Below are 22,220 nucleotides of genomic sequence, written 5' to 3'. Positions count from 1 at the left end.
AAAAGTCCCCGTTCAATCGCCCAGAACCGGCACCTTTTACCCGCGATTGTGGCATCAGTGCGCCCTAACCCAGGATTCTGCACCCTTGTTAAGGATTCTGCAATGTGTCGCTAAACACCGAATATTTCAGACGGAATCGTTTGTTGTTGCTCTAGATTCTGTCGCGCAGTGCAAACCAGTTGAGCGCCAGGAACAGCAGCGGCGTGCGAAAGCGCCGGCCGCCGGGGAAGGCAGGGATGTTCAAATCCTCGATCAGCTTGAGCCGATCGCGGTTGCCGGCAACGGTCTCGGCATAAAGCTTGCCGAAAAAGTTCGACAGCATGACGCCGTGACCGGAATAGCCGCCGGCCGAGATCACATTGGGCATCACCTCGCGCACAAACGGTTTTCGCGGCACCGTGATGCCGACATAGCCGCCCCAGCCATGGGTGATCTCGACATCCTTCAACTCGGGATAAAGCTCGGAGATCTGCCGGCGGATATGGATGTGGATGTCTTTGGGATCGTTGACACCGTAGATCTCACGCCCGCCGAACAGCAGGCGCCCGTCTTTCGACTTGCGAAAATAGCGCACCACGAAGCGGGAATCGTCGACCGCCTCACCGCCCGGCAGCACTTTGGACTCGGCGCCCAGCGGAACTGTCGCGCCGATGAAGGAGCCGATCGGCATGATATGCGCGGCACTCACCGGCTCGAGTGTGCCGCCATAGGCGTTGACGCCGATCAGGCATTTTTCGGCAGTAATGACGCCTTTCGGCGTGGTCACCCGGACCTTGCCGCCACTGGAGGTGATGCAGGTCGACGGCGTTTGCTCGAACAGTTGCGCGCCCGCCTGCGCTGCCACTTTCGCCGTGCCGATGACCAGCTTCATCGGCTGGATATGGCCGGTGCCGGTGTCGCGGGTGCCGCCGAAATAGTGCGTCGAGCCCAACCGCTCCGCCGTCTCCCTGGCGTCCATGAAGGAGATGTGCTGATAGCCGAACCGGCTCGTCATGATCTCGGCATGCGCCTTGTAGTCGTCGACATAGCGCTGCTTGTGCGCCACCGACATCTGGCCGGGCATATAGTCGATGTCGATATTGTTGACGGCGGCGAATTCGAGCAAATGTGCCTTGGCCTCTTCGGCCAGGTCAAACAGCGCCTTGGCGCGGGAGAAGCCATATTCGGCCTCCAGCTCTTCGGCCCAGGCGCGCTGGCCGGTGCCGAGCTGGCCGCCATTGCGGCCCGACGCGCCATCGCCAAAGCGATGCGCTTCGATCAAGACGACGTTTGCACCGGCCTTCGCCAGATGCGCCGCCGCCGACAGGCCGGTGAAGCCGCCGCCAACGATGACGACGTCGCATTGTCGGTCGCCGTCGAGCGAAGGATATTCGGGTCGCGGTCCGGCAGTATCCTCGTACCAGGAACGGCCGGGGGAAATAGGGGATTGGTAGGGCATGGGAAGGCCTTGAATGGTGAATAGCGCGAATGGTGAATGGCTGCGAGAGACGAGTCGCCCGCGCTCATCCGTCCAATATGAAACTACTCACCATTCTCTGTTCACCATTCACGCGACGAAGTCGCCGCTCACACATTGAGCAGCAGATATTCCCGCTCCCACGGGCTGATCACTTCCATGAAGGTCTCGAATTCCGCCCGCTTGATTGCCGCGTAGGTCGCGGCAAACGACTTGCCGAGCAGCGCGCAGAGCTCCTCGTCGCCCTCGAACAGGTCGACGGCTTCGAGCAGGCCGCGCGGCAGGTCGATCTCGTCGGCGTTGGCTGTGGTCAGCACAGGAGGCTCGGCCTTGATCTTGTTGGTCATGCCGATCAGCCCGCAGGCCAGCGACGCGGCCAGTGCCAGATAGGGGTTGGCATCGGAGGACGGGATGCGGTTTTCGACGCGCCGTGCCGCCGGATCCGAGCGTGGCACCCGGAACGCCGTGGTGCGGTTGTCATAGCCCCATTTGTTGTTGACCGGCGCCGAGGCCGCCTGTGTCAGCCGGCGGTAGGAATTGACATAGGGCGCAAACATCACCAGCGCGTTCGGCACATGCGTCTGCATGCCGCCGATGAAGTGGAAGAATTCGTCGGTTTCCGAGCCGTCCTCGGCCGAAAAGATATTCCGCCCGGTCTTCTTGTCGATGATCGACTGATGGATGTGCATCGCCGAGCCCGGCTGGCCCTGGATCGGCTTGGCCATGAAGGTGGCGTAGATCTCGTGCTTCAGCGCCGCCTCGCGAATGGTGCGCTTGAACATGAACACCTGGTCGGCGAGTTCGATCGGGTCGCCATGGCGCAGATTGATCTCGAGCTGGCCGGCGCCCTCCTCGTGGATCAGCGTGTCGATCTCCAGGCCCTGGCTCTCGGAGAAGTGGTAGATGTCGTCGATCAGTTCGTCGAACTCGTTGACGCCGGCGATCGAATAACCGGCGCCGCCGCCTATGGCGCGCCCCGAACGCCCGACCGGCGGGGTCAGCGGATAGTCCGGATCGGGATTCTTGCGCACGAGGTAGAATTCGATCTCGGGCGCCACCACCGGCTTCAGCCCGCGCTTGTCGTAAGCCGCAACCACGCGCTTGAGCACATTGCGCGGCGTGAATTCGACCGAGCGGCCGTCCTGGTGGACGAGATCGCAGATGACGGCTGCCGTCGGATCTTCTTCCCACGGCACCACGGTCAGGGTCGAAAGGTCCGGCATCAGCTTGAGATCGCCATCGTCCTCAGGGTAGTGGAAGCCGTTGCCGTCCTCCGGATAACCGCCGGAGATCGTCGTCATGAACACCGCCGAAGGCAGCGCCAGCGAGGTGTTGGAGGTGAATTTCTTCGACGGCATCATCTTGCCGCGCGCAACGCCCGCCTGGTCCGGCGTGATGCATTCGATATCCTCGATGCCGCGCCATTCCAGCCAGGCGCTGACTTCCTTCCAGTTTTTCACGCCACGTTGATTTTTCACGAAAGCGGGCGTGCGGACGCGTCCTCCGCGGGTCGACGGACGGACTTCCTTTTTTGCAGGCGGCATCATTCACCAGATTGGGTTGCGGATTTTGGAGTATAGCCGTGCGCGGTGATGGAAGGGAAGGGCAAGCCGGCTGGCTTCGCCGCCACGGTTGAAATTCGCTCCAGCCAGCTTAGGTTCAGATTTCCACAAACGCAGTCACCGGATTGAAGGCGTCGCATGCAAGACAGCCGCAAATTGACGACCATCGGCTTCGACGCCGATGACACGCTCTGGCAGAACGAGCAGTTTTTTCGCATGACCGAGAAGCGCTTTGCAGCACTCCTCACCGATCATGCCGAGGAGGAACACATTTCAGCGCGACTGCTCGAGGCCGAGAAGCGCAACCTCGCAATCTATGGTTTCGGCATAAAGGGATTCACCCTGTCGATGATCGAGACGGCGATCGAGGTCACCGAAGGCCGCGTGCCGGCTTCAGCCATCGCTGAAATCCTTGCCGCCGGCCGCGACATGCTTGCCCATCCGATCGAGGCGTTGCCGCATGCACGGCAAACCGTGGAAAAGCTCGCCAGCGACTATCGCCTGCTGCTGATCACCAAAGGCGACCTCTTCGACCAGGAGCGCAAGCTGGCCGGGTCCGGTCTGGGCGACCTGTTCGATGCCGTCGAGATCGTCAGCGACAAGAGCGCCGCCACCTACAACAGGATCTTCAGCCGCCATGGCGACGGGCCGGAGAAAAGCATGATGGTCGGCAATTCGCTGAAGTCCGACGTGGTGCCGGCCATCGAGGCCGGCAGCTGGGGCGTCCATGTGCCGCACGAACTGACCTGGGTGCTGGAACATGTCGAGCCGCCGGTCGCAGCCCCACGTTTCCGTGAGATCGCTGATCTTGGCGAACTGCCCGCGCTGATCGAAAGCATCGGCAAAATCGGTTGAGCGCGTCCCGGCCTTGAACCGCTCGACCCGGACTACGAACAGCCGCGCCCAAGTCGGATCAGCCGATCGATAACCGGTTGCAGCCTTTCGGTGGTGATCGGCTTGGTGACCACCACGTCGACGATGCTCGACAGGCCGAGGCTCTCCGGTGTGCCAATCCTGGTTGAAAGCAGGATGACCGAGGGCAGCGATCTGCCGGACGCCCGCCGCATAGCATCGATGCCGGACATCAGCGCGTCGCAGTCCTTGTTGTCGGCTCCGCCATCGAGGACAACCGCGCCGGGAACAAGGGTTCTCAGCGTCTTCGCCGCCATTTCAGGCGTCTCCGAGATCGGCTTCAGTCCGGATTTTTCGACGATCTTCGACACCACAACCCGATTGATTGGCGATTTCCCGACAACGAGCACCTGGGAGAGATCCATGATCATCTCGGCGTTCGCCTTCCGGCCCATCAAACTCGGGAGAATTGTGGTCTCTGTCTCGCGATCTAGTGGACACATGGGCAGGGGCTGGCCGCTCGTCTCTGTTTCAATGCAGGGTTGAAATCTGAGAGCCAAATGGCGTGAGATCGCCACCCATGTCAAGCTGAAATGGCAGTCATCTGCAATATAGCCGGAAGCATTACAATTTAAGGCAAGTTTTGTTCTTCACAGTAGTGAATTGGTCGTGCAAAAGCAAAGTCACCCGCGCGCAATCCGCGCGGGTGACATCGAATTCGGCCGGGGCATGGACCTCGAGTGCGGTCAGCCGTGGCTCTGTTGGGTGACGATCACCGGGATCAGCAGGTCGCCCCAATTGCCGTCGCCGCCATGGTGGCGTGCCGAGCGCACGAGCTCCACCGAGACGCCCGCCTCGACCGCCTTCATCACCGACTGGTTGAGCCTGTGCAGATCGTTGGCCAGCATGCGGATGGTCGCCTGCTGGTCGACGCTCATCGTGGTGGACTGCTCTTCGGCCCGTTCCTTGACGCGGCTTATCGAAGCCATTGGTCTTCTCCCTTTTATGCCCTTTGGGCGTTTCCTCTGGTCGTGTTGCTGCTATTCGGCCGCCGGCTTGAACTGGGCGTGCTCGGTCGATTCATGCATGGCGGTGGTCGAAGACCGGCCGCCGGTGATGGCCATCGACACCGCATCGAAATAGCCGGTGCCGACTTCGCGCTGGTGTTTGGTCGCGGTGTAGCCGTGCGCTTCCGCCGCGAACTCGGCTTCCTGCAATTCGGAATAGGCCGTCATCTGCCGCGCCTTGTAGCCGCGGGCGAGTTCGAACATGCCGAAATTGAGCTGGTGGAAACCGGCCAGCGTGATGAACTGGAACTTGTAACCCATGGCGCCAAGCTCCCTCTGGAACTTTGCGATCGTCGCGTCGTCGAGGTTCTTCTTCCAGTTGAACGACGGCGAGCAATTGTAAGCGAGCAGCTTGCCCGGATGATGCTTGCGCACGCCCTCGGCGAATTTCTTGGCCTGCGCCAAATCGGGCTTCGAGGTCTCGCACCAGATCAGGTCGGCGTATGGCGCATAGGCGATGGCGCGAGCGATGCAGGGCTCGATGCCATTCCTGACCTGATAGAAGCCTTCCACCGTGCGGCCGGCATCATAGTCGACGAAGGGCTGGTCGCGCTCGTCAATGTCGGAGGTCAAAAGCTTTGCCGCTTCCGCGTCGGTACGCGCCACGACCAAAGTCGGCGTGCCCATCACGTCGGCCGCCAGGCGTGCCGCGTTGAGGTTGCGGATATGCGCCGCGGTCGGGATCAGCACCTTGCCGCCGAGATGGCCGCACTTCTTCTCCGATGCCAGCTGGTCCTCATAGTGAACGCCGGCCGCACCGGCCTCGATGAACGCCTTCATGATCTCGAAGGCGTTGAGCGGCCCGCCGAAGCCGGCCTCGGCATCGGCGACGATCGGCGCGAACCATGTGTCGACCGAGAGGCCGTTGCCCTCGGACGTCTCGATCTGGTCGGCGCGCTGCAAGGTGCGGTTGATCCGCTTGACCAGCTCGGGCGCCGCATTGGCGGGGTAGAGCGACTGGTCCGGATACATGGCCGACGCGGTGTTGGCGTCCGCCGCGACCTGCCATCCCGACAAATAGATCGCCTTCAGTCCGGCGCGGACCTGCTGCATGGCCTGGTTGCCCGACATGGCGCCGAGCGCGTTGACGAAATCCTCCTCGTGGATCAGCTGCCACAGCCGGTTCGCGCCCATTTCGGCCAGGCTCTGCCGGATCTGGACCGAGCCGCGCAGCCGCTTCACGTCCGCCGGCGAATAGGGCCGTTCGATGCCGTCGAAGCGGCCTTCGGGCGCCGAGGGAACGAGGTTGTAAAAATCGGTCATTGGTCACTCCAGAAAATTCGATGCCGGGTTCAAAGCGCTGCTTCCAGGAGGGTTTCGCGCCGCTTATGTGTGACATCATTTACATTGCAACGCGGAATAGGCGAGGGAAACCATGAGATTGGCCGGAAAATAAGAGAAAACCTGTGTTGTGTTTGACTGCCGAGCGCTGTAAATTTGTCACGATTGTAAAGACCGATGGTGCGCCGCTGCACCGAGATCGTGTAAATTTCTGTCAAGGATAGTCGATTGGCCGATCAGAAGATCTTCGCCGGACCGCGCATCCGCCGCATCCGCAACGCCAAGGGCCTGACCCAGACGGCGATGGCCGAAGGGCTTGGCATCTCGCCGTCCTATCTCAATCTCATCGAGCGCAACCAGCGGCCGCTGACGGTGCAGCTGATCCTGAAGCTGGCGTCCGTCTACAAGGTCGACCCGCATGAGCTGCAGGGCGAGGCAAAGGGGTCTATATCAGCCTTGAAGGAAGTGTTTGCCGATCCGCTGCTGGTCAGCGAATTGCCGGGCGACCAGGAGCTGATCGAGCTTGCCGAGGCCGCGCCGAACGCGTCGGCCGCGATGATAAAACTGTTTCGTGCCTATCGCGAGCAGGCCGAACGGCTGTCCGATCTCAACGAGCTTCTGGCGCGCGAAGGCAAGGGCACGGCACTCGCCGGTGCACGGCTGCCGATCGATGAGGTGCACGAGATTCTCGAGCGCCGGCCGAACCATTTTGCCGGGCTCGAGGAGGAGGCCGAGGCGTTCACCTCCGTGCTCGATCCTGGCGACGATCTGTTCGCCGCGCTGAAAGCCTGGCTGAAGCGCGAATACGGCATCGTCGTCAAGGTTCTGCCGGTGGCCACCATGCCGAACTGGCGCCGCCGCTATGACCGCCACTCGCAGCGTCTGTTTTTATCCGAACGCCTGTCGCCATTCGACCAGTTGCGCGAAGTGGCGATGGAAGCCTGCCTGATCCGGATGACGGTTGCGGTGGCCGGCGAGATTCAAGCGCTGAAGCTGACCACCGACGAAGCCCGCCGGCTGGCGCGCTTCGAACTCGGCCGCTATGCGGCGCACGCGCTGATGATGCCCTACCAGGCCTTTCACGCTGCCGCCATTCGCGCCCATTACGACATCGACGTGCTGCGTTCACGCTTCAACGTCTCTTTCGAGCAGGCAGCGAACCGGCTGACCATGTTGCAGCGGCCTGGCATGTTGGGCGTGCCGTTCTTCATGCTTGAGGTCGACAATGCCGGCAACCGTTTCCGCAAGGCGGGCAGCCTGGGCTTTCCGCACAGCCGCTTCGGCGGCGGCTGCCCGAAGCTGCCTGTCCATGCCGCCTTCACCCAGCCCGGTCAGATTTTTGTCGAGGCGGTGGAGATGCCCGATGGCGCCGAGTTCCTCTGTGTCGCCCGCACGCTCGAAGGCCCGCAAGGTTCGTTTTCGGAGCGCCCGCGCCGCACGGCGCTGCTGCTGGGCTGCGACATCGGCTTTCGCGACGAGATCGTCTATGGCGCGGCGCTGCCAGGGGCGACCGCAAAAGCTGGGCACGGTGCCGCTCCGGCCACGCCGGTCGGCCCCGCCTGCCGACTGTGCGAGCGCGTCGGCTGCCTGGCGCGTGCCGAACCGCCGGTGACGCGCCCGCTCGGCCTCGATGAGATGGTAACGGGCTTGAGCGCGTTCGACTTTCAGTAGAGCCAAACGCGATCCTACTTTGCCTCGATCGGCAGCACATCCAGAGCCACTTCGCCGAAAACCGGTTCGGCTTCCCGATTGACGCCCTGTTCGTCCTTTTCGACGCCGCTGACCGGGTTCAATATCACGGCCAGCAGGGTATCGCCTTTGCCTCTGACCTGCTTGAGGAGCACATCGGTCACGTCGATGCTGGTCGACACGCCCATCTCGTGGTCCTTCTTTTCCTGCATCTTCGGCGATTGCATCATCGATGCCTGCGACTCCGCATCGGCGCCGAAAGTATTGATGTTGCCGATAAAGACTGGCTTGCTGGCGGCAAACGTCTCCTTCGGTCCGACGGTCAGATAGGCTTCGAAGTAACCGTTCATCGGTACGCGCAGCCGCAAGCCGCCGAACCGGAGCATGATCCGGTTCGATTTGGCGATGTCGCGCAGTTTGCCCGCGCGCAGGAACGCCGTCACTTCGCCGCGTTGGTCGCTTTCCGACAGGTCGAGCCGGGTGGCCTTGCCTGCCAGGTCGATCTTCCAGTCCTTGCGCAAGATGTACTTCAATTTGGCCTTGATGCTTATGCGGCGAATGAGATCGCTCAGATGGGCATTGGCGACCAGCAGCGGGATGCATTCGCGCGGGTCCTCATACTGGTACTTGAGCTGCGCGGCAGTATCCAGAATATCCGAATTCACCATGGTGACGAAATTGCCGTTCTCGTCCACGAATTCGGCCGTTTCAGCCATCCAGGCGGCATCGCCGATCGGGTTGGCGTGGCCATTGCCGAGTGACAGCCATTTCTCCCACAGGCGATCGATGTTGCAGTGATGCAGCCAGAAGATCGGATCCCGGCCGGCGGTGCTGAAAGCCCCCATATTGCCGCCGATGGCGACGTGGACTGCGCCATGCGGCGTGCCTTCGAGCGACGACTGGAATTGTCCGCCGCCAAGCAGGCTCGCCTTCGACAGGGCGGTTGCGATGTTGACCGTCCCGGCCGCCAGCGGATTGCCGGCGTTGACCGAATTCGCTCGCGTGCCGTTGTAAAGTGCATTTCCGGCGCCCGTGGGGCTGCGGAAGGGAAGCGGCAGGGCGGCCTGTCCCGCCTTCGAATAGTTCCAATAGGGAAGGGCGAAGTTATTGTTGCCCGAATGCTTGCGCACGATCTTTTCGAAAAAATACAGATAGATGCGGTGCCAGGACAAGAAATAGTCGCTGCCGTGTTCGCAGGTTGCGAACGGCGCGCCCGCCGGCCATTGGGCGAACGGCAGGCTCGTGCCGTGAATGTTGGCCTGATACGCCCAGGACGTGGGATTGCTGTCGGGCAGCGCCTTCATCGCCGCGACACCTGAGCGGTACGACGCGATGATCGGATGATTGGGGTCATGGTTCATCAGCGTGTAGATGTCGCTGCGCAGGTGCACCGACGGCCGGCAGAACCGAAAGCGGATATAATCCTTCAAATTCAGCAGCTTCGTCTGAGCTGTCGCCGGGTGGGTGATGGCGACGGTGCCGGCTGCCAGAATACCCCTCAGGAAATCCCTGCGTTGCATGGCGATTACTCCGCTCAAAGGGTTTCGGAAGTTCAGGTTTGGAGATAATCCGGAAATGTCTGAGCGTATATGAAATAGTTCACACATGATTGTCGACATATTTAGTAAATTTTGTAGAATAGATAATATTCATTCGCATTGTTGTGTTGTACGCATATATACAATTGAAATTTGTGCAGTAATATGTGACATCTATTACATAACCACTCGGTGGTTGCTGGTATCGATGCTGGCCTGCGGATGAATTTTCCAATCCCGCAGCCAAGCCAAGAGGAGGCCACAGCCATGAAGTCGCCTGAAAAGCCGGCCGCACAGACGGCCGAATACGCCCCTGACAAGCGCATCATCACCGGGATCCAGGCCGAACGCTTAGCGTCGCTGGCCAAGATCGACGCCAAGGAACTGATCGGCCACAGCGTTGCCGACCTTGCCGAAAGACTGAAGTGGCGTATCGATCCCGAACTGTTCTTCTTTCGGCGTATCTGCGGACGCGTCGTCAAGAAGGATCCGGTCACCGGGGTCGAATATCCCGTTCCGTTCGCCACCGTCGAGGTCCAGGACACCGATTGCAGTTTTGTCAGCTATTTCCCCACCAACTGGCGCTGGGGATGGTTCTATCCCTTCCATTGCCGGCGCGAGGTCATCGCCACCGTCAAGACCGACGAATGCGGCCGCTTCTGCGTCTACGTCCCGCGCTTCGATATCGACTGGATCCTGCGCTGGCGCCATCGCCGGATCTGCTTTCCGTATATTTTCATCAGGCCTTCGATCAAGGATCTGGTGGCGATTCCGGAACTGGATCTGCCGGTGCCGCCGCGTCCAGGTCCGGTGGAGGAATTGCCCGGGCTGAAGCGCCATCTCGAGGCCGCACTTGGCGCCTTGTCTCATGCAGCAAGCCTGAGCCGAGAAGTGAGTTCGCCGAGCGGGCGGGAAACGCTGTCCGCCGAGCTTGAGGGAGCACGTGCTTTCCCGATGGAAATGCAGGCGCCTATTCCTCCGGAATTCCAGAAGCTGCTGAGCGGCGATGACGACATCGTCGGCAAGAAACCGGCCGACCCAGGCGAGGCCATCCGCGCCGCGGTCGCCAGGCAACTGGGCGTGCATCACGCGGAAATCGACGGCTTCGACCTCAACCGCTACATCGGCCCGTTCCACCGCTGCTTCGATATTTATCTGCCGCAGTGGCAGCGCATTGTGGATGTGCCCGATATCACCTTCCGGGTCACCCAGGACACCAATGGCGACGGCATCGAGGAAGTCATCTATTCCGAAGGCTATTTCGACGTCCGCTGGAATGCCGGCGTCATTCCTCCGGTCACGCTCGTCGCTTCCAGCCAGGCGCGTGAATCGCGTGTCTGCGAAACGCCCGTCGTGCCCTGCAAGGACGTGCCGGAAATCCTGTTCGCCGGCCTGATGCCGCTCAACAATGCGTCCTACTTCAATGCCGTCACCGGCTATGCCGTGCGTCCGAACCGTCCGGTTCCGCCCATAGGGCCTCGCCCGCTGGCGCGGACACCGTTCCACGGTACGCTGCAGCTCTACGGCTGCGTCAACGTGCCGAAGGCGCAATTCTACCGGGTGCTCGCCAGCACCGACAATGGCGTGACGTTCAACGCCATCACCGGGCTGTCCTGGAACATCTATCCGATACCATCGGGATCGCCGCACCTTGTCACGCCGGACGCCGATGGCTGGTATCCGGTGCTGCCCAATCCGACGGCGTTCCACCCGGACAACCTCGTGCTCGAATGGCCAACGCCGACACTGCAGAGAACACTGCTCAAGGTCGAGGTCGGAGGGGCGGCGAAGAACCACCTGCAATATTCCGGCGTCGTCGCCATCCAGACGGACAACACTGCGCCAACGGTGCATTTCGACACGCTGGCCTGGAAGTTCGCGTCGGAATCCGACAGCGCGTTCGCTCTGCCCGGGCGCAACCTGCTGGTGCCATGCCCGACCATCCGGCGTGGCGTCGTGCCGCAAGACATCGACGTGCGCATCGTCGTCTCGGTCAGCGCGCATCATCTGCGTAGTGCCGTGCTGACGTCGCATGGCTGCGGCAGCGGATCCTTCTCGCTGCAGACATCGCCGGCCGATACCTCTCACTGGCATGAGACGACCAGCGACAACTCATGCCTTCTGTCCGGCACTTATCGCCTGGTCGCGGCGACTTCGCTCGAGGGCTCCTACGGGCTCGGCTGCAGTGCGTTCAGCCGTGCAATGAACCCTGCCGGCGCTGACAATGGGCATCTGTTGGACTGGAACTATGACCCAATCGACATCCGGGTGGATCCCGATGTGGATATCGCCGTCATCAACGGATGAACCCTGTCTCCCGCGCGGCGGCATCTTTTCCGCCGCGCGGGAATTTCCGATGGATATCATGTCGAGCGAACTTGCTTTCGTCCTCATCAGCCTCGCCACCTGGCGGATCGCGCATTTCGTCGCCGCCGAGGACGGACCCTTCAACATCGTCGTCAAGGTCAGGGCCAGGGCCGGCGATCATGTGCTGGGGCATCTGATGGACTGTTTCTATTGCCTGAGCCTGTGGCCGTCGGCCTTGTTCGCACCGCTCGTCAGCCACGGCTGGATTGAGTTCGTGCTGGTCTGGCTCGGGGCCTCGGGTGCTGCTTGCCTGTTCGAGCAGGCGACCGGGTCGAAGACGACATAACAACAGGAGACGATGATGGGATGCTGTGGTCAAAATCGCCAGGTGTGGCAGTCGCCGCCACGCCGAACCCGGATGTCCGGGACACCGCAGCCGCCGGCGCTGACCGGCGCTGTCGCGATCGAGTATCGCGGCGACACTTCGATCGTGGTCGCCGCGCCGGCATCGGGCTTTACCTATGTCTTCCCGAAAGCCGGGGAACATCTCGACGTCGATGGCCGCGACGTCGCCTGGCTTCTTTCCCTGGGCGACTTTGTCATTGCCAGTGCACGCCCGATCTAGCGCCAACGCTTGATGCGCCGCGCCAGGCCAAAGCAAGGTGCCCTAAGCGGAACATTGCGCTGGACCACGCCCGGCCATCAACTTTGCGCTACGCGAATGAAGCACGTTTCTGTCGTCCACTGCGCATCGTGCCGCCCGGAAATCGCCGACAGTCGCACCCATGACCGATATCGCATCACCAAGTGTCGTCTCGCCGCGCGAGGAGCGCGTCGGCTACCTCCTGATATTCCTGTCGGCGCTGGTTTGGAGCTTTGGCGGCACCATCGCCCGTTTTATCGATACCGGTGACAACTGGGCGGTGATCTTCTGGCGCTCGCTCTGGGCTGTGGCCTTTCTGCTTTGCTTCATGGTCTGGCGCGACGGCTGGCGCGGCACGCTGAAATTGTTTCGTGACATGGGCTTGCCCGGCCTTGCCGTGGCCATTTGCTTTGCCACAGCCTCGACCTCGTTCGTCGTCGCGCTCTCCTACACCACCGTCGCCAACATCCTCTTGATGCAGGCCGGCGTGCCTTTGCTGGCGGCGCTGCTTGCCTGGGCGTTGTTTCGCGAACGGGTGACTGTCGCGACCTGGATGGCTATCGCTGCGGTCATCGCCGGCGTTGCCATCATGGTCTCGGAATCGCTCGATGGCGCCGTCTCTCCCATCGGCGACGGCCTGGCGCTGCTGATTGCCGTCATGTTCTCGATCGCAACTGTCGTCACCCGGCGCTTCGCTCATGTACGCATGACGCCGGCCACTTGCCTTGGCGCGATGCTCGCTGCCACATTCGCGGCGTCCCAGGCATCGGAGCTCGCCGTCACCAGTCACGACATGGGTTTTCTCTTCGTCTTCGGCGTGGTCAATCTGGGCCTCGGCCTGGCCTTCTTCACCACCGGCGCCCGGCTTGTCCCGGCGGCGGTCGCGGCGTTGATTGGCACTTTTGAACCGATCCTCGGGCCCGTCTGGGTCTGGCTCGTCCATTCCGAGGTGCCGTCGCTGCGCACCATCGTTGGCGGCGCGGTGGTGGTCACGGCGCTGCTTGTCCATATCGGGCTTGAATTCAAGCGCCAGGCCCGGCCGGCGCGACCGGGCGTCGCCGGCGTGCCGTCCCCTAATTGATGCAGTGCACGGGTTTGCCATTGACAACGTCGCTACCGGGCGGGCAGGCTGGGGCTACGGCAACAACAAGACAGGCGTATCTTGCCAAGTCTCCCCGCCGGTCCAATCGAGACCGGACCAAATCGTCGTATCCCTGCCCGCGCCATGGCGAGAGCCGCTGACGGCGCAGCAGTGCCATCCAGGCCACACCACGGTTACCAAGCTCCCGACATCAGCACATCGAACCACTCACACGGTGTCGGCAGTTCGTGCTTGTCGCATCCTGGAAAGCTCAATAGTCTGAAGCAAATGCCCGGCCGCGCTACGCCGCGACGAGCCGGCGACGGAACACTCATCAAAGGAGAATAGCATGATCCGCAAAGCGCTCTGGCTTTCGGCGACCTCAGCATTTCTGACGCTTTTCACCGTCGGCGGGCATGCCGAGGATCGCGTCGTCAACGTCTTCAACTGGTCGGACTATATCGACGCTTCGATCATCGACGACTTCACCAAGGAAACCGGCATCAAGGTCGTCTACGACACCTTTGATTCCAACGAAATCCTGGAAACCAAACTGCTTGCCGGCGGCAGCGGCTACGACGTTGTCGTGCCCAGCGGCAACTTCCTTGCACGCCAGATCCAGGCCGGTGTGTTCCAGAAGCTCGACAAATCGAAACTACCCAACATTTCCAACATGTGGGACACGGTTTCGGAGCGAACCGCCAAATACGACCCCGGCAACGAATATTCGATCAACTACATGTGGGGCACGGTCGGTATCGGCTACAACATCAAGAAGGTGCAGGCAGCACTTGGCACCGACAAGATCGACAGCTGGGACGTGTTCTTCAATCCCGACAGCCTGGCCAAGTTGAAGGACTGCGGCGTTTATGTGCTGGATTCGCCGGCCGATATCATCCCGGCGGCACTGAAATATCTCGGTCTCGACCCGAACAGCACGTCGCCAGACGATATCGCCAAGGCCGAGGAGACTCTGCTGAAGGTCCGGCCCTTTATCCGCAAGTTCCACTCTTCCGAATACATCAACGCCCTCGCCAATGGCGATATCTGCCTGGCCGTCGGCTGGTCGGGTGACGTGTTCCAGGCCCGCAACCGCGCGGTCGAGGCCAAGCAAGGCGTTGAAATCGGCTATTCGGTGCCCAAGGAAGGCGCCCAGATGTGGTTCGATCAGATGGCGATCCCAGCCGATGCGCCGCATGTCGCCGAGGCGCACGAATTCCTCAACTACATGATGAAGCCGGAAGTGATCGCCAAATCGTCGAACTACGTGCTCTACGCCAATGGCAACAAGGCTTCGCAGCAGTTCGTCGACAAGGCATTGCTGGAAGATCCTTCAGTCTATCCCGATGCCGAGACCATAAAGAAGCTCTACACAGTCGCCCCGTACGATCCCAAGACCCAGCGCGTCATCACGCGCACCTGGACCAAGATCGTCACCGGCCAATAAGCAATCTGGGACGATCCCGGCAGCAATCTGCCGGGGTCGTTTTTCTTTAGCGCAATTGCAGGAAAAGTGTGGGCGGTTTTCCCAGGGGAAGCACATAGCGCTTTCCCTGGGAATTGCGTCAAACAAAGAGATGGAGCGGTTCTGCGTTTCCGTGAAACGATGAACCGGTCCAGGGGCAAAAAAAGCAAGACGGAGTGGGACATGAAATCGCTTGGCAGCATCCGCAGGGATTTCGCGCCATGGAATGATCCGAACGCCAAGCCATATATTCAATTCGACAATGTCACCAAGAAGTTTGGCGACTTTACCGCCGTCAACAATCTGTCGCTGACCATCTTCGAGCGCGAGTTTTTCGCACTGCTCGGCGCCTCGGGTTGCGGCAAGTCGACCTTGCTGCGAATGCTGGCCGGCTTCGAGGAGCCGACCGCCGGTCGCATCTTGCTCGACGGCCAGGATCTGCGTGGCATCCCGCCCTACCGGCGGCCCGTCAACATGATGTTCCAGTCCTATGCGTTGTTCCCGCATATGACGGTCGAGAACAACATCGCCTTCGGCCTCAAGCAGGAAGGCATGCCGGCTGCCGACATCGCAAAGCGCGTCGCAGAGATGCTGAAGCTGGTCAAGCTCGAGCAGTTCGCCAAGCGCAAGCCGCACCAATTGTCCGGCGGCCAGCGCCAGCGCGTCGCGCTTGCCCGCTCGGTCGCCAAGCGGCCGAAGGTGCTGCTGCTCGACGAGCCGCTTGGCGCGCTCGACAAGAAGCTGCGCGAGGAAACCCAGTTCGAGCTGATGGACCTGCAGCAGAATCTCGGCCTCACCTTCGTCGTCGTCACCCACGACCAGGAAGAGGCGATGACCATGGCCGACCGCATCGCCATCATCGACAAGGGCGAGGTGATGCAGGTGGCGACGCCGGCCGAGGTCTATGAATCACCAAGCTCGCGCTTTGTCGCCCACTTCGTCGGCAACGTGAATATGTTCGAGGGCAAGGTTGCCGAGCAGACGGCCAAGACGGCCCGCATCGCGGGCGCTACCGGAGCCCAGATCGTCGTTGACAATGCCGTCAATACCACCGCGGGCGCCAACATCGTCTTCGCCATCCGGCCGGAGAAGATCAGGATTTCGTCGAAGAAGCCCGCCGATGCGGTCAACGCGCTTGAAGGCGAAGTCTACGACATCGCCTATCTCGGCGACATGACCGTTTATCATGTCAGGCTGGACGACGGGCAGATGGTGCGGGCCAGCACGATGAACGCGGCACGCATCACAGAGGACCCGCTGAGCTGGAACGATCGGGCCTGGGTTTCTTTCCGGCCCGACGCCGGCGTTGTGCTGACGCGGTAGGGGGCGGTCATGTCGAATGCCGCTGCTACCGTCGCAACACCCGCTTCAGACACCGCCAGCAAATCCTTCCTGGCCCGACTGGGCGCCGCCTTCGTTGGCCGCCTGGTCATCATCATCCCCTATGTCTGGCTGCTGTTTTTCTTCCTCATTCCGTTCGTCATCGTCTTCAAGATCTCGCTGTCGCAGACGGCGATCGCCATTCCGCCCTATACGCCGGCACTGGATTTCAGCGGCGGCATTTCCGGGTTTTTTGGCCAGCTGAAACAGCTCAGCGTCGACAACTACACCTGGCTGACGCAGGACGCGCTCTACTTCAACGCCTATGTGACCAGCGTCATCATCGCCGCAATCTCGACGGTCCTGACATTGGTCGTCGGCTATCCGATCGCCTATGGCATGGCGCGTGCCCCGGCAACGATCCGCCCAACCTTGCTGATGCTGGTGATCCTGCCGTTCTGGACTTCGTTCCTGATCCGCGTCTACGCTTGGATCGGCATCCTGAAGCCGGAAGGGCTGCTCAATCAGCTGCTGCTCGCTACCGGTGTCATCCACCAGCCGCTGATCATTCTCAACACCTACACGGCGATCTTCATCGGCATCGTCTATTCCTATTTGCCGTTCATGGTGCTGCCGCTCTATTCGGCGCTTGAGAAGATGGACTATTCGCTGATCGAGGCGGCAAAGGATCTCGGCTGTCCGCCGACATCAGCCTTCTGGAAAATTACCTTCCCGCTGTCGCTGCCCGGCGTTATCGCCGGTTGCCTGCTGGTGTTCATTCCCGCTGTCGGCGAGTTCGTCATTCCCGACCTGCTCGGCGGCTCGCAGACGCTGATGATCGGCAAGACGCTGTGGAACGAGTTCTTCGCCAACCGCGACTGGCCGGTGTCGTCCGCCGTCGCCGTCATTCTGCTCTTGCTGCTGATCGTGCCGATCATGCTCTTCCAGCGAGCGCAGGCGCGCGCTCAGGAAATGGATCGGTGACATCATGAACACCACCTGGAGCCGCTTCAACATCACCTCGATCGTGCTCGGTTTTGCCTTTCTTTACCTGCCGATCGTCCTGCTCATCGTCTTCTCTTTCAACGAGTCCAAACTGGTCACCGTCTGGGGTGGCTTCTCGACCAAATGGTACGTCTCGCTGTTCCACAACCAGGGCCTCATGGACGCGACCTGGGTTACGGCGCGCGTTGGCCTGATCTCGGCCACCGTGGCAACCGTGCTCGGCACGCTGGCGGCACTTACCCTGACGCGCTACACGCGCTTCAGGGGCAGGGTGCTGTTTTCCGGCATGGTGTTTGCGCCGCTGGTCATGCCGGAAGTCATCACCGGCCTGTCGCTGCTTTTGCTCTTCGTCGCCGTCGGTCTCGACCGCGGCTTCCTCACCGTGACGCTTGCCCACATCACGCTGACCATGTGCTTCGTTGCCGTTGTCGTGCAGTCGCGCCTGATCACCTTCGACCGCTCGCTGGAAGAAGCGGCGATGGATCTGGGCGCAACGCCGGTGAAGACTTTCTTCCAGATCACGCTGCCGGTCATCATGCCGGCGATCGTGTCAGGCTGGATGCTGGCCTTCACTCTGTCGCTCGACGATCTGGTCATCGCCAGCTTCACCTCCGGGCCTGGCGCCACCACCTTGCCAATGAAGATCTACAGCCAGGTCCGTCTCGGCGTGACGCCGGAGATCAACGCCGCCTGCACCATTCTGATTGCTGTTGTTGCCATTGGCGTCATCATCGCCTCGCTCGCCAACAAGCGCCGTGAGGTTCAGCGCCAGCTCGACGAGCAGGCCGCACAGCGTGGCTGATGGGCAAATCTTGAGGGGCCTACTCGCCTGAAACGCCGCGGCTGATCGGCGAGATGAACGGCGTGCTCCAGGTGCCCCCGACGAAGAACGAGGACTGGTTGGGGCCTTGTGCATTTGTCGGCGTCGCGGCCTTGTCGGCCTGGGTGATGCCGCCGGAGAGCGCCAGTCCGCGGCCGGCATAGGAGGCGATGCCGGAAAGCCAGATCTTGTACTTCGCCGAATTGGCCTCGGCCTTGTCGAGCCTGGCAACGCCCTTGGAGATGCTGGCTTTGAGCTCGGCGCCGTCGATCGGCAGCGTTCCGTCGGCGACATCGTCGAGCGCGAAGAACCCGCCTTGCTCCGAGTGTTTGAGAAAAGCCTGAAGGTTGAGGCCGCTGAGGGCACCCGGACCGAACGTCGCCGAGACCGAGCCGTCGGCGTTTTCGAAGATGGAGCTCCAGGATTTGCCCGGCCCCTTGAGAATGACCGAGACGGTTCCGGTGCTGGCCGGCACCAGCCGTGTCATCCCCGCCGCGGTGCCGAAAGCGCCGCCATCGATATCCGAAGCCAAAAGCCGGATTTCGACCTGTGTTCCCTCAGGCTTGCGGTCGAAACGAAGGCTGCTCTGGATGTTGCCGCCAAAAGCCGACGCATCGGAGATGTCGAAGACGGCAAGGCCGTTCTTGACCTGGGCGGTGGCGGCGACGTCGGCAAGCTGGATGGAACCCGCGGTGGCGTGCGCCGCAGACAGTCTGAGATCGAGATTGATCCGGTCGGCAAAGCTGCTGTCGATTTCGCCAGGACCGGTTTCGCCGGCTGGTGCCAGCGGCGTGAAGGCGGAGAGAAACGACCTGAGGTCGAGCGTGTCGAAGGCGAGCGTACCGGAGATCACCGGCAGCGCTTCACCGAACGAGAAATCCAGCGCGCCCATGCCTGGATTGTTGTCCAGCGCCACCGCGGTGTTTTCGAATTTGATGCGGCCGGCCGTCGCCGTCACCTTGCTCGAGACCGAGACGGAGCCGATAGCGGCACCCGGCGCGATGCCGGCCTGCGACCATTCCAGCACGCGCCTGAGCGACGGGGCTGAAAATTTGGCCTGGCCGTCGAAATAGGCATTTTCGGACATGCTGGCGACGCCATCGAACGAAAAGCTGACAGGTGCAGCCTTGAAGGAAAGCGTGATCGGCGCAGCGCCCCCGGCAAACAGCACCAGCGGCTTGGGTGAGGCGACATCGACGGCGACGCTTTCGCCGCGCCAGATTCCGGTTGCCGTCAGCGTCGCATTGCTGTTCATCGCCGCCCAGCTCGCCTGGCCGGTCAGGCTGCTCAGGATTTCATCGTCCTTGCCGCCAACGGAGGCGACCATGCGGCCGTCCCTGAACTCCACGATGCCGAACGGATCGGTCGGCAGCTTGCTCAGATCCGGCGTCGCCGGATCGGCGTTGACCACGCCGCGAGCGGTGTCGATTGAGCGCGTGATACGCCCGCCGGACGGTATGGCAGGCAGGAAGAACCCGTTTGCCATGCGCTGAACCCTGATCGTCGGCCGCACCAGCCGCGCCGTTGAAAACACCACGTCGCCGCGCAGTGCCGCCATGGCGGAAAGGTCGACTTCGACCCGCTCGGCCTCGATCACCGGCGGCGCGTCGGTCTCCGTCCATTGCGACAGCGTCACGTCGGTCAGGATGGCGCGGAATTTCGGCCACACTTCGATGCGCGGCGCGCCATCGATGGTGACCCTGAACCCGCTCCACGCGCTCATCTCCCAGGCGATGCGGTCGCGCACGATACGGGTCGAGGCAATGAGCGGCAGGGCGGCGACGACCAGCGCGATGACGAGCACGGCAACGCCGATCGCCCATACCCCGCGCCGGATCAAAGGTGTTGGCATATCGCCCCGTATGCTTCCATTCCGACAAAAATCGCCCGACGGGTGTAACCCACGGCTGACGCATTTCAAGTCTTTATGGCCCGGCGATGGCATTTGCGCACTTCCAGTACAGCCAACTGAACAAAATCTTGCTCTGCTGCACCGCAATATGCATAAGCGATACGAGCCTTGTGCCTATCGAAAGTCTTCATCCCAGACCTGATACGAGGGTGCGCGACGGTTTTGGGACAGCGATTTGCATGCGGCAGAGTTTAAAGCGCGTGGCATAAATCCCTTCAAACGCGACGTGCTTTAAGGAGGAACGATCATGGCTGCCGACGCCCCCCTCTGGGTCCCTACGCAAGACCGGATTGATGCGGCGCCGTTAACCGCCTTCATGAAGTCAGCGGCGACCAGGTCAGGCGCGGATTTCGCTTCCTACGCCGACCTCCACCGCTGGTCGGTCGAGGACCGCGAGAGTTTCTGGAGCCTGGTCTGGGATTTTTGCGGCATTGTTGGCGACAAGGGCGAGACCGTACTCGTCGACGGCGACAAGATGCCCGGCGCTTCGTTCTTTCCCGACGCCACGCTGAACTTCGCCGAGAACCTTCTGAAGAAGACCGGCTCGGGAGACGCAATCGTCTTTCATGGCGAGGACAAGGTCGAGCGCCGGCTGTCCTGGAACGAACTGCATGCACTGACGTCGCGCCTGCAGCAGCTTTTCCTGTCGCTCGGCGTCAAAAAAGGCGATCGCATCGCCGCCATGATACCCAACATGCCGGAAGCCGTCGCCGCCATGCTGGCGACAGCCTCGATCGGCGCGGTGTGGTCGTCATGCTCTCCCGATTTCGGCGAGCAGGGTGTTCTCGACCGTTTTGGCCAGATCGAGCCGGTCGTCTTCATCGCGCCGGACGGCTACTGGTACAACGGCAAAGCCATCGAAATGGCAGACAAGATCGCTGCTGTCGCGACGAAGCTCCCCACCGTCCGCAAGCTCCTGATCGTCGACTATCTCGGCACCTCTGCCGATGTGGCAGTCACCGTCGACAAGGCTGCGGCGCTCGAAGACGCGCTGTCACCTTTTGCGGCCAAGCCCGTCACCTTCGAACGATTGCCGTTTGCGCACCCGCTCTACATCCTGTTTTCGTCAGGCACGACCGGCATTCCCAAATGCATCGTTCATTCGGCCGGCGGCACGCTGATCCAGCACGTCAAGGAACACCGGCTGCACGCCGGTCTCACCGACGGCGATCGCTTCTTCTACTTCACCACTTGCGGCTGGATGATGTGGAACTGGCTGGTGTCTGGGCTGGCTTCAGGCGCGACACTGCTGCTCTATGACGGCTCGCCGTTTTACCCCGACGGCAACGTGCTGTTCGACTTCGCCGATGCTGAGAAGATGAATTTCTTCGGCACCTCGGCCAAGTTCATCGATTCCGTGCGCAAGGCCGGTCTCAAGCCGATCCGCACCCATGATCTGTCCACCGTGCGGGCGATTTCCTCCACCGGGTCACCCTTGTCGCCCGAGGATTTCCGTTTCGTCTATGACGGCATCAAGAAGGATGTCCACCTGGCCTCGGTCTCCGGCGGCACCGATATCGTCTCCTGTTTCGTGCTCGGCGTGCCGATTGAACCGGTGTGGACCGGCGAGATCCAGGGACCGGGTCTCGGCCTTGCCGTCGATGTCTGGGACGATGACGGCAAGCCGGTCAGGCAAGAGAAGGGCGAGCTGGTCTGCGCAAAGGCGTTTCCCGCGATGCCGATCGGCTTCTGGAACGACCCCGAAGGCAAGAAGTACAGCGCGGCCTATTTCGAGCGCTTCGACAATGTCTGGTGTCATGGCGACTTCGCCGAATGGACCGCCCATGGCGGCATGATCATCCATGGCCGCTCCGACGCCACGCTCAATCCGGGCGGCGTGCGCATCGGCACGGCGGAGATCTACAACCAGGTCGAGCAGATGCCCGAGATTCTGGAGGCGCTTTGCATCGGCCAGGATTTCGACAATGACGTCCGGGTCGTGCTGTTCGTGCGGCTGGCCGCCGGCGTGCAGCTGGATGCCGAACTGGAAAAACGCATCCGCGCGAAAATCCGCACCGGAGCGAGCCCCCGTCACGTGCCGGCAAAGATCGTCACTGTGTCAGACATTCCACGCACCAAATCGGGTAAGATCACCGAGCTTGCGGTGCGCGACGTCGTGCATGGCCGCGCCATCAAGAACAAAGAGGCGCTCGCCAATCCCGAAGCGCTGGAGCTGTTCAAGAACCTGCCGCAGCTTGCCGACTGAGAAGGCATCCCGAGCC

General features: G+C 61.6%; 18 protein-coding genes. 11 read left to right on the top strand and 7 right to left on the bottom strand.

Annotated elements, in window-relative coordinates:
* Nucleotides 1-151: 151 nt before the first annotated feature.
* Both AC1DXU_RS19945 and AC1DXU_RS19940 read right to left on the bottom strand, forming a co-directional pair.
* Entirely contained in the window at nucleotides 152-1,438 is a 1,287-nt protein-coding gene (locus AC1DXU_RS19945) for an NAD(P)/FAD-dependent oxidoreductase (RefSeq protein WP_477371757.1), read from the bottom strand.
* Between the two features lie 128 nt (nucleotides 1,439-1,566).
* Nucleotides 1,567-3,003 carry a glutamine synthetase family protein gene (locus tag AC1DXU_RS19940; protein WP_477274678.1) on the bottom strand — a complete coding sequence of 479 codons (1,437 nt, stop codon included), beginning with the start codon at nucleotides 3,001-3,003 and terminating at the stop codon, nucleotides 1,567-1,569.
* Between the two features lie 153 nt (nucleotides 3,004-3,156).
* Between AC1DXU_RS19940 and AC1DXU_RS19935 the strand changes: the two genes are divergently transcribed.
* A complete protein-coding gene (locus tag AC1DXU_RS19935; protein WP_477311746.1) occupies nucleotides 3,157-3,873 on the top strand; it encodes an HAD family hydrolase in 717 nt (238 codons plus the stop codon).
* 32 nt (nucleotides 3,874-3,905) lie between these two features.
* On the opposite strand, the gene AC1DXU_RS19930 is transcribed toward AC1DXU_RS19935, so the two are convergent.
* The 3 genes from AC1DXU_RS19930 to aceA form a co-directional block, all read right to left on the bottom strand.
* A complete protein-coding gene (locus tag AC1DXU_RS19930) occupies nucleotides 3,906-4,295 on the bottom strand; it encodes a PleD family two-component system response regulator (RefSeq protein WP_477371755.1) in 390 nt (129 codons plus the stop codon).
* Nucleotides 4,296-4,616: 321 nt separating this feature from the next.
* Nucleotides 4,617-4,859: an SMc00767 family acetate metabolism repressor gene (locus AC1DXU_RS19925; RefSeq protein ID WP_006202762.1), complete on the bottom strand. Its 243-nt coding sequence runs from the start codon at nucleotides 4,857-4,859 to the stop codon at nucleotides 4,617-4,619.
* A 51-nt stretch (nucleotides 4,860-4,910) separates the two neighbouring features.
* On the bottom strand, nucleotides 4,911-6,200 hold the full coding sequence (aceA, locus tag AC1DXU_RS19920; RefSeq protein ID WP_477311748.1) for an isocitrate lyase: 1,290 nt from the start codon (nucleotides 6,198-6,200) through the stop codon (nucleotides 4,911-4,913).
* A 246-nt stretch (nucleotides 6,201-6,446) separates the two neighbouring features.
* Between aceA and AC1DXU_RS19915 the strand changes: the two genes are divergently transcribed.
* Nucleotides 6,447-7,889 (top strand): helix-turn-helix domain-containing protein, encoded by a 1,443-nt coding sequence (locus tag AC1DXU_RS19915; RefSeq protein WP_477371754.1) that lies wholly within the window; start codon nucleotides 6,447-6,449, stop codon nucleotides 7,887-7,889.
* Nucleotides 7,890-7,903: 14 nt separating this feature from the next.
* Here the strand turns inward: AC1DXU_RS19915 and AC1DXU_RS19910 are convergent, their stop codons facing one another.
* Nucleotides 7,904-9,427 (bottom strand): tyrosinase family protein, encoded by a 1,524-nt coding sequence (locus AC1DXU_RS19910; protein ID WP_477371752.1) that lies wholly within the window; start codon nucleotides 9,425-9,427, stop codon nucleotides 7,904-7,906.
* Nucleotides 9,428-9,712: 285 nt separating this feature from the next.
* Here AC1DXU_RS19910 and AC1DXU_RS19905 point away from each other — a divergent pair, with 285 nt between their 5' ends.
* From AC1DXU_RS19905 to AC1DXU_RS19870, 8 genes are all read left to right on the top strand, one after another.
* Nucleotides 9,713-11,752 carry a hypothetical protein gene (locus AC1DXU_RS19905; RefSeq protein ID WP_477371751.1) on the top strand — a complete coding sequence of 680 codons (2,040 nt, stop codon included), beginning with the start codon at nucleotides 9,713-9,715 and terminating at the stop codon, nucleotides 11,750-11,752.
* Nucleotides 11,753-11,801: 49 nt separating this feature from the next.
* Nucleotides 11,802-12,098, top strand: coding sequence for a DUF1360 domain-containing protein (locus AC1DXU_RS19900; RefSeq protein WP_477371749.1), 297 nt, complete (start codon nucleotides 11,802-11,804; stop codon nucleotides 12,096-12,098).
* Nucleotides 12,099-12,170: 72 nt separating this feature from the next.
* Entirely contained in the window at nucleotides 12,171-12,377 is a 207-nt protein-coding gene (locus AC1DXU_RS19895; protein ID WP_477311754.1) for a hypothetical protein, read from the top strand.
* 160 nt (nucleotides 12,378-12,537) lie between these two features.
* Nucleotides 12,538-13,476, top strand: coding sequence for a DMT family transporter (locus AC1DXU_RS19890; protein WP_477371747.1), 939 nt, complete (start codon nucleotides 12,538-12,540; stop codon nucleotides 13,474-13,476).
* Nucleotides 13,477-13,825: 349 nt separating this feature from the next.
* Nucleotides 13,826-14,923: a polyamine ABC transporter substrate-binding protein gene (locus tag AC1DXU_RS19885; RefSeq protein WP_477371745.1), complete on the top strand. Its 1,098-nt coding sequence runs from the start codon at nucleotides 13,826-13,828 to the stop codon at nucleotides 14,921-14,923.
* 201 nt (nucleotides 14,924-15,124) lie between these two features.
* Nucleotides 15,125-16,264, top strand: coding sequence for an ABC transporter ATP-binding protein (locus AC1DXU_RS19880; protein WP_477371743.1), 1,140 nt, complete (start codon nucleotides 15,125-15,127; stop codon nucleotides 16,262-16,264).
* A 9-nt stretch (nucleotides 16,265-16,273) separates the two neighbouring features.
* Nucleotides 16,274-17,245, top strand: coding sequence for an ABC transporter permease subunit (locus AC1DXU_RS19875; protein ID WP_477371741.1), 972 nt, complete (start codon nucleotides 16,274-16,276; stop codon nucleotides 17,243-17,245).
* Between the two features lie 4 nt (nucleotides 17,246-17,249).
* Nucleotides 17,250-18,068: an ABC transporter permease gene (locus AC1DXU_RS19870; protein ID WP_056583301.1), complete on the top strand. Its 819-nt coding sequence runs from the start codon at nucleotides 17,250-17,252 to the stop codon at nucleotides 18,066-18,068.
* 19 nt (nucleotides 18,069-18,087) lie between these two features.
* Here AC1DXU_RS19870 and AC1DXU_RS19865 read toward each other — a convergent pair whose 3' ends face one another.
* Entirely contained in the window at nucleotides 18,088-19,938 is a 1,851-nt protein-coding gene (locus AC1DXU_RS19865) for an AsmA family protein (RefSeq protein WP_477371739.1), read from the bottom strand.
* A gap of 307 nt (nucleotides 19,939-20,245) precedes the next feature.
* Here AC1DXU_RS19865 and AC1DXU_RS19860 point away from each other — a divergent pair, with 307 nt between their 5' ends.
* Nucleotides 20,246-22,204, top strand: a complete 1,959-nt coding sequence (locus tag AC1DXU_RS19860) for an acetoacetate--CoA ligase (protein WP_477371737.1) — start codon at nucleotides 20,246-20,248, stop codon at nucleotides 22,202-22,204.
* Nucleotides 22,205-22,220: the final 16 nt, after the last annotated feature.

This window comes from Mesorhizobium sp. P3_A10 (assembly GCF_056403175.1).
Note: the sequence above shows the minus strand (reverse complement) of the source record. Positions and strands in the feature narration are given on the sequence as shown.

Coding starts and splice junctions, on each gene's coding strand:
- AC1DXU_RS19890 (WP_477371747.1), top strand. CDS start 12,538: ATGACCGATATCGCATCACCAAGTGTCGTCTCGCCGCGCGAGGAGCGC.
- AC1DXU_RS19860 (WP_477371737.1), top strand. CDS start 20,246: ATGGCTGCCGACGCCCCCCTCTGGGTCCCTACGCAAGACCGGATTGAT.
- aceA (WP_477311748.1), bottom strand. CDS start 6,200: ATGACCGATTTTTACAACCTCGTTCCCTCGGCGCCCGAAGGCCGCTTC.
- AC1DXU_RS19900 (WP_477371749.1), top strand. CDS start 11,802: ATGGATATCATGTCGAGCGAACTTGCTTTCGTCCTCATCAGCCTCGCC.
- AC1DXU_RS19865 (WP_477371739.1), bottom strand. CDS start 19,938: ATGCCAACACCTTTGATCCGGCGCGGGGTATGGGCGATCGGCGTTGCC.
- AC1DXU_RS19895 (WP_477311754.1), top strand. CDS start 12,171: ATGTCCGGGACACCGCAGCCGCCGGCGCTGACCGGCGCTGTCGCGATC.
- AC1DXU_RS19880 (WP_477371743.1), top strand. CDS start 15,125: ATGAAATCGCTTGGCAGCATCCGCAGGGATTTCGCGCCATGGAATGAT.
- AC1DXU_RS19930 (WP_477371755.1), bottom strand. CDS start 4,295: ATGGATCTCTCCCAGGTGCTCGTTGTCGGGAAATCGCCAATCAATCGG.
- AC1DXU_RS19910 (WP_477371752.1), bottom strand. CDS start 9,427: ATGCAACGCAGGGATTTCCTGAGGGGTATTCTGGCAGCCGGCACCGTC.
- AC1DXU_RS19935 (WP_477311746.1), top strand. CDS start 3,157: ATGCAAGACAGCCGCAAATTGACGACCATCGGCTTCGACGCCGATGAC.
- AC1DXU_RS19905 (WP_477371751.1), top strand. CDS start 9,713: ATGAAGTCGCCTGAAAAGCCGGCCGCACAGACGGCCGAATACGCCCCT.
- AC1DXU_RS19870 (WP_056583301.1), top strand. CDS start 17,250: ATGAACACCACCTGGAGCCGCTTCAACATCACCTCGATCGTGCTCGGT.
- AC1DXU_RS19925 (WP_006202762.1), bottom strand. CDS start 4,859: ATGGCTTCGATAAGCCGCGTCAAGGAACGGGCCGAAGAGCAGTCCACC.
- AC1DXU_RS19885 (WP_477371745.1), top strand. CDS start 13,826: ATGATCCGCAAAGCGCTCTGGCTTTCGGCGACCTCAGCATTTCTGACG.
- AC1DXU_RS19945 (WP_477371757.1), bottom strand. CDS start 1,438: ATGCCCTACCAATCCCCTATTTCCCCCGGCCGTTCCTGGTACGAGGAT.
- AC1DXU_RS19875 (WP_477371741.1), top strand. CDS start 16,274: ATGTCGAATGCCGCTGCTACCGTCGCAACACCCGCTTCAGACACCGCC.
- AC1DXU_RS19940 (WP_477274678.1), bottom strand. CDS start 3,003: ATGATGCCGCCTGCAAAAAAGGAAGTCCGTCCGTCGACCCGCGGAGGA.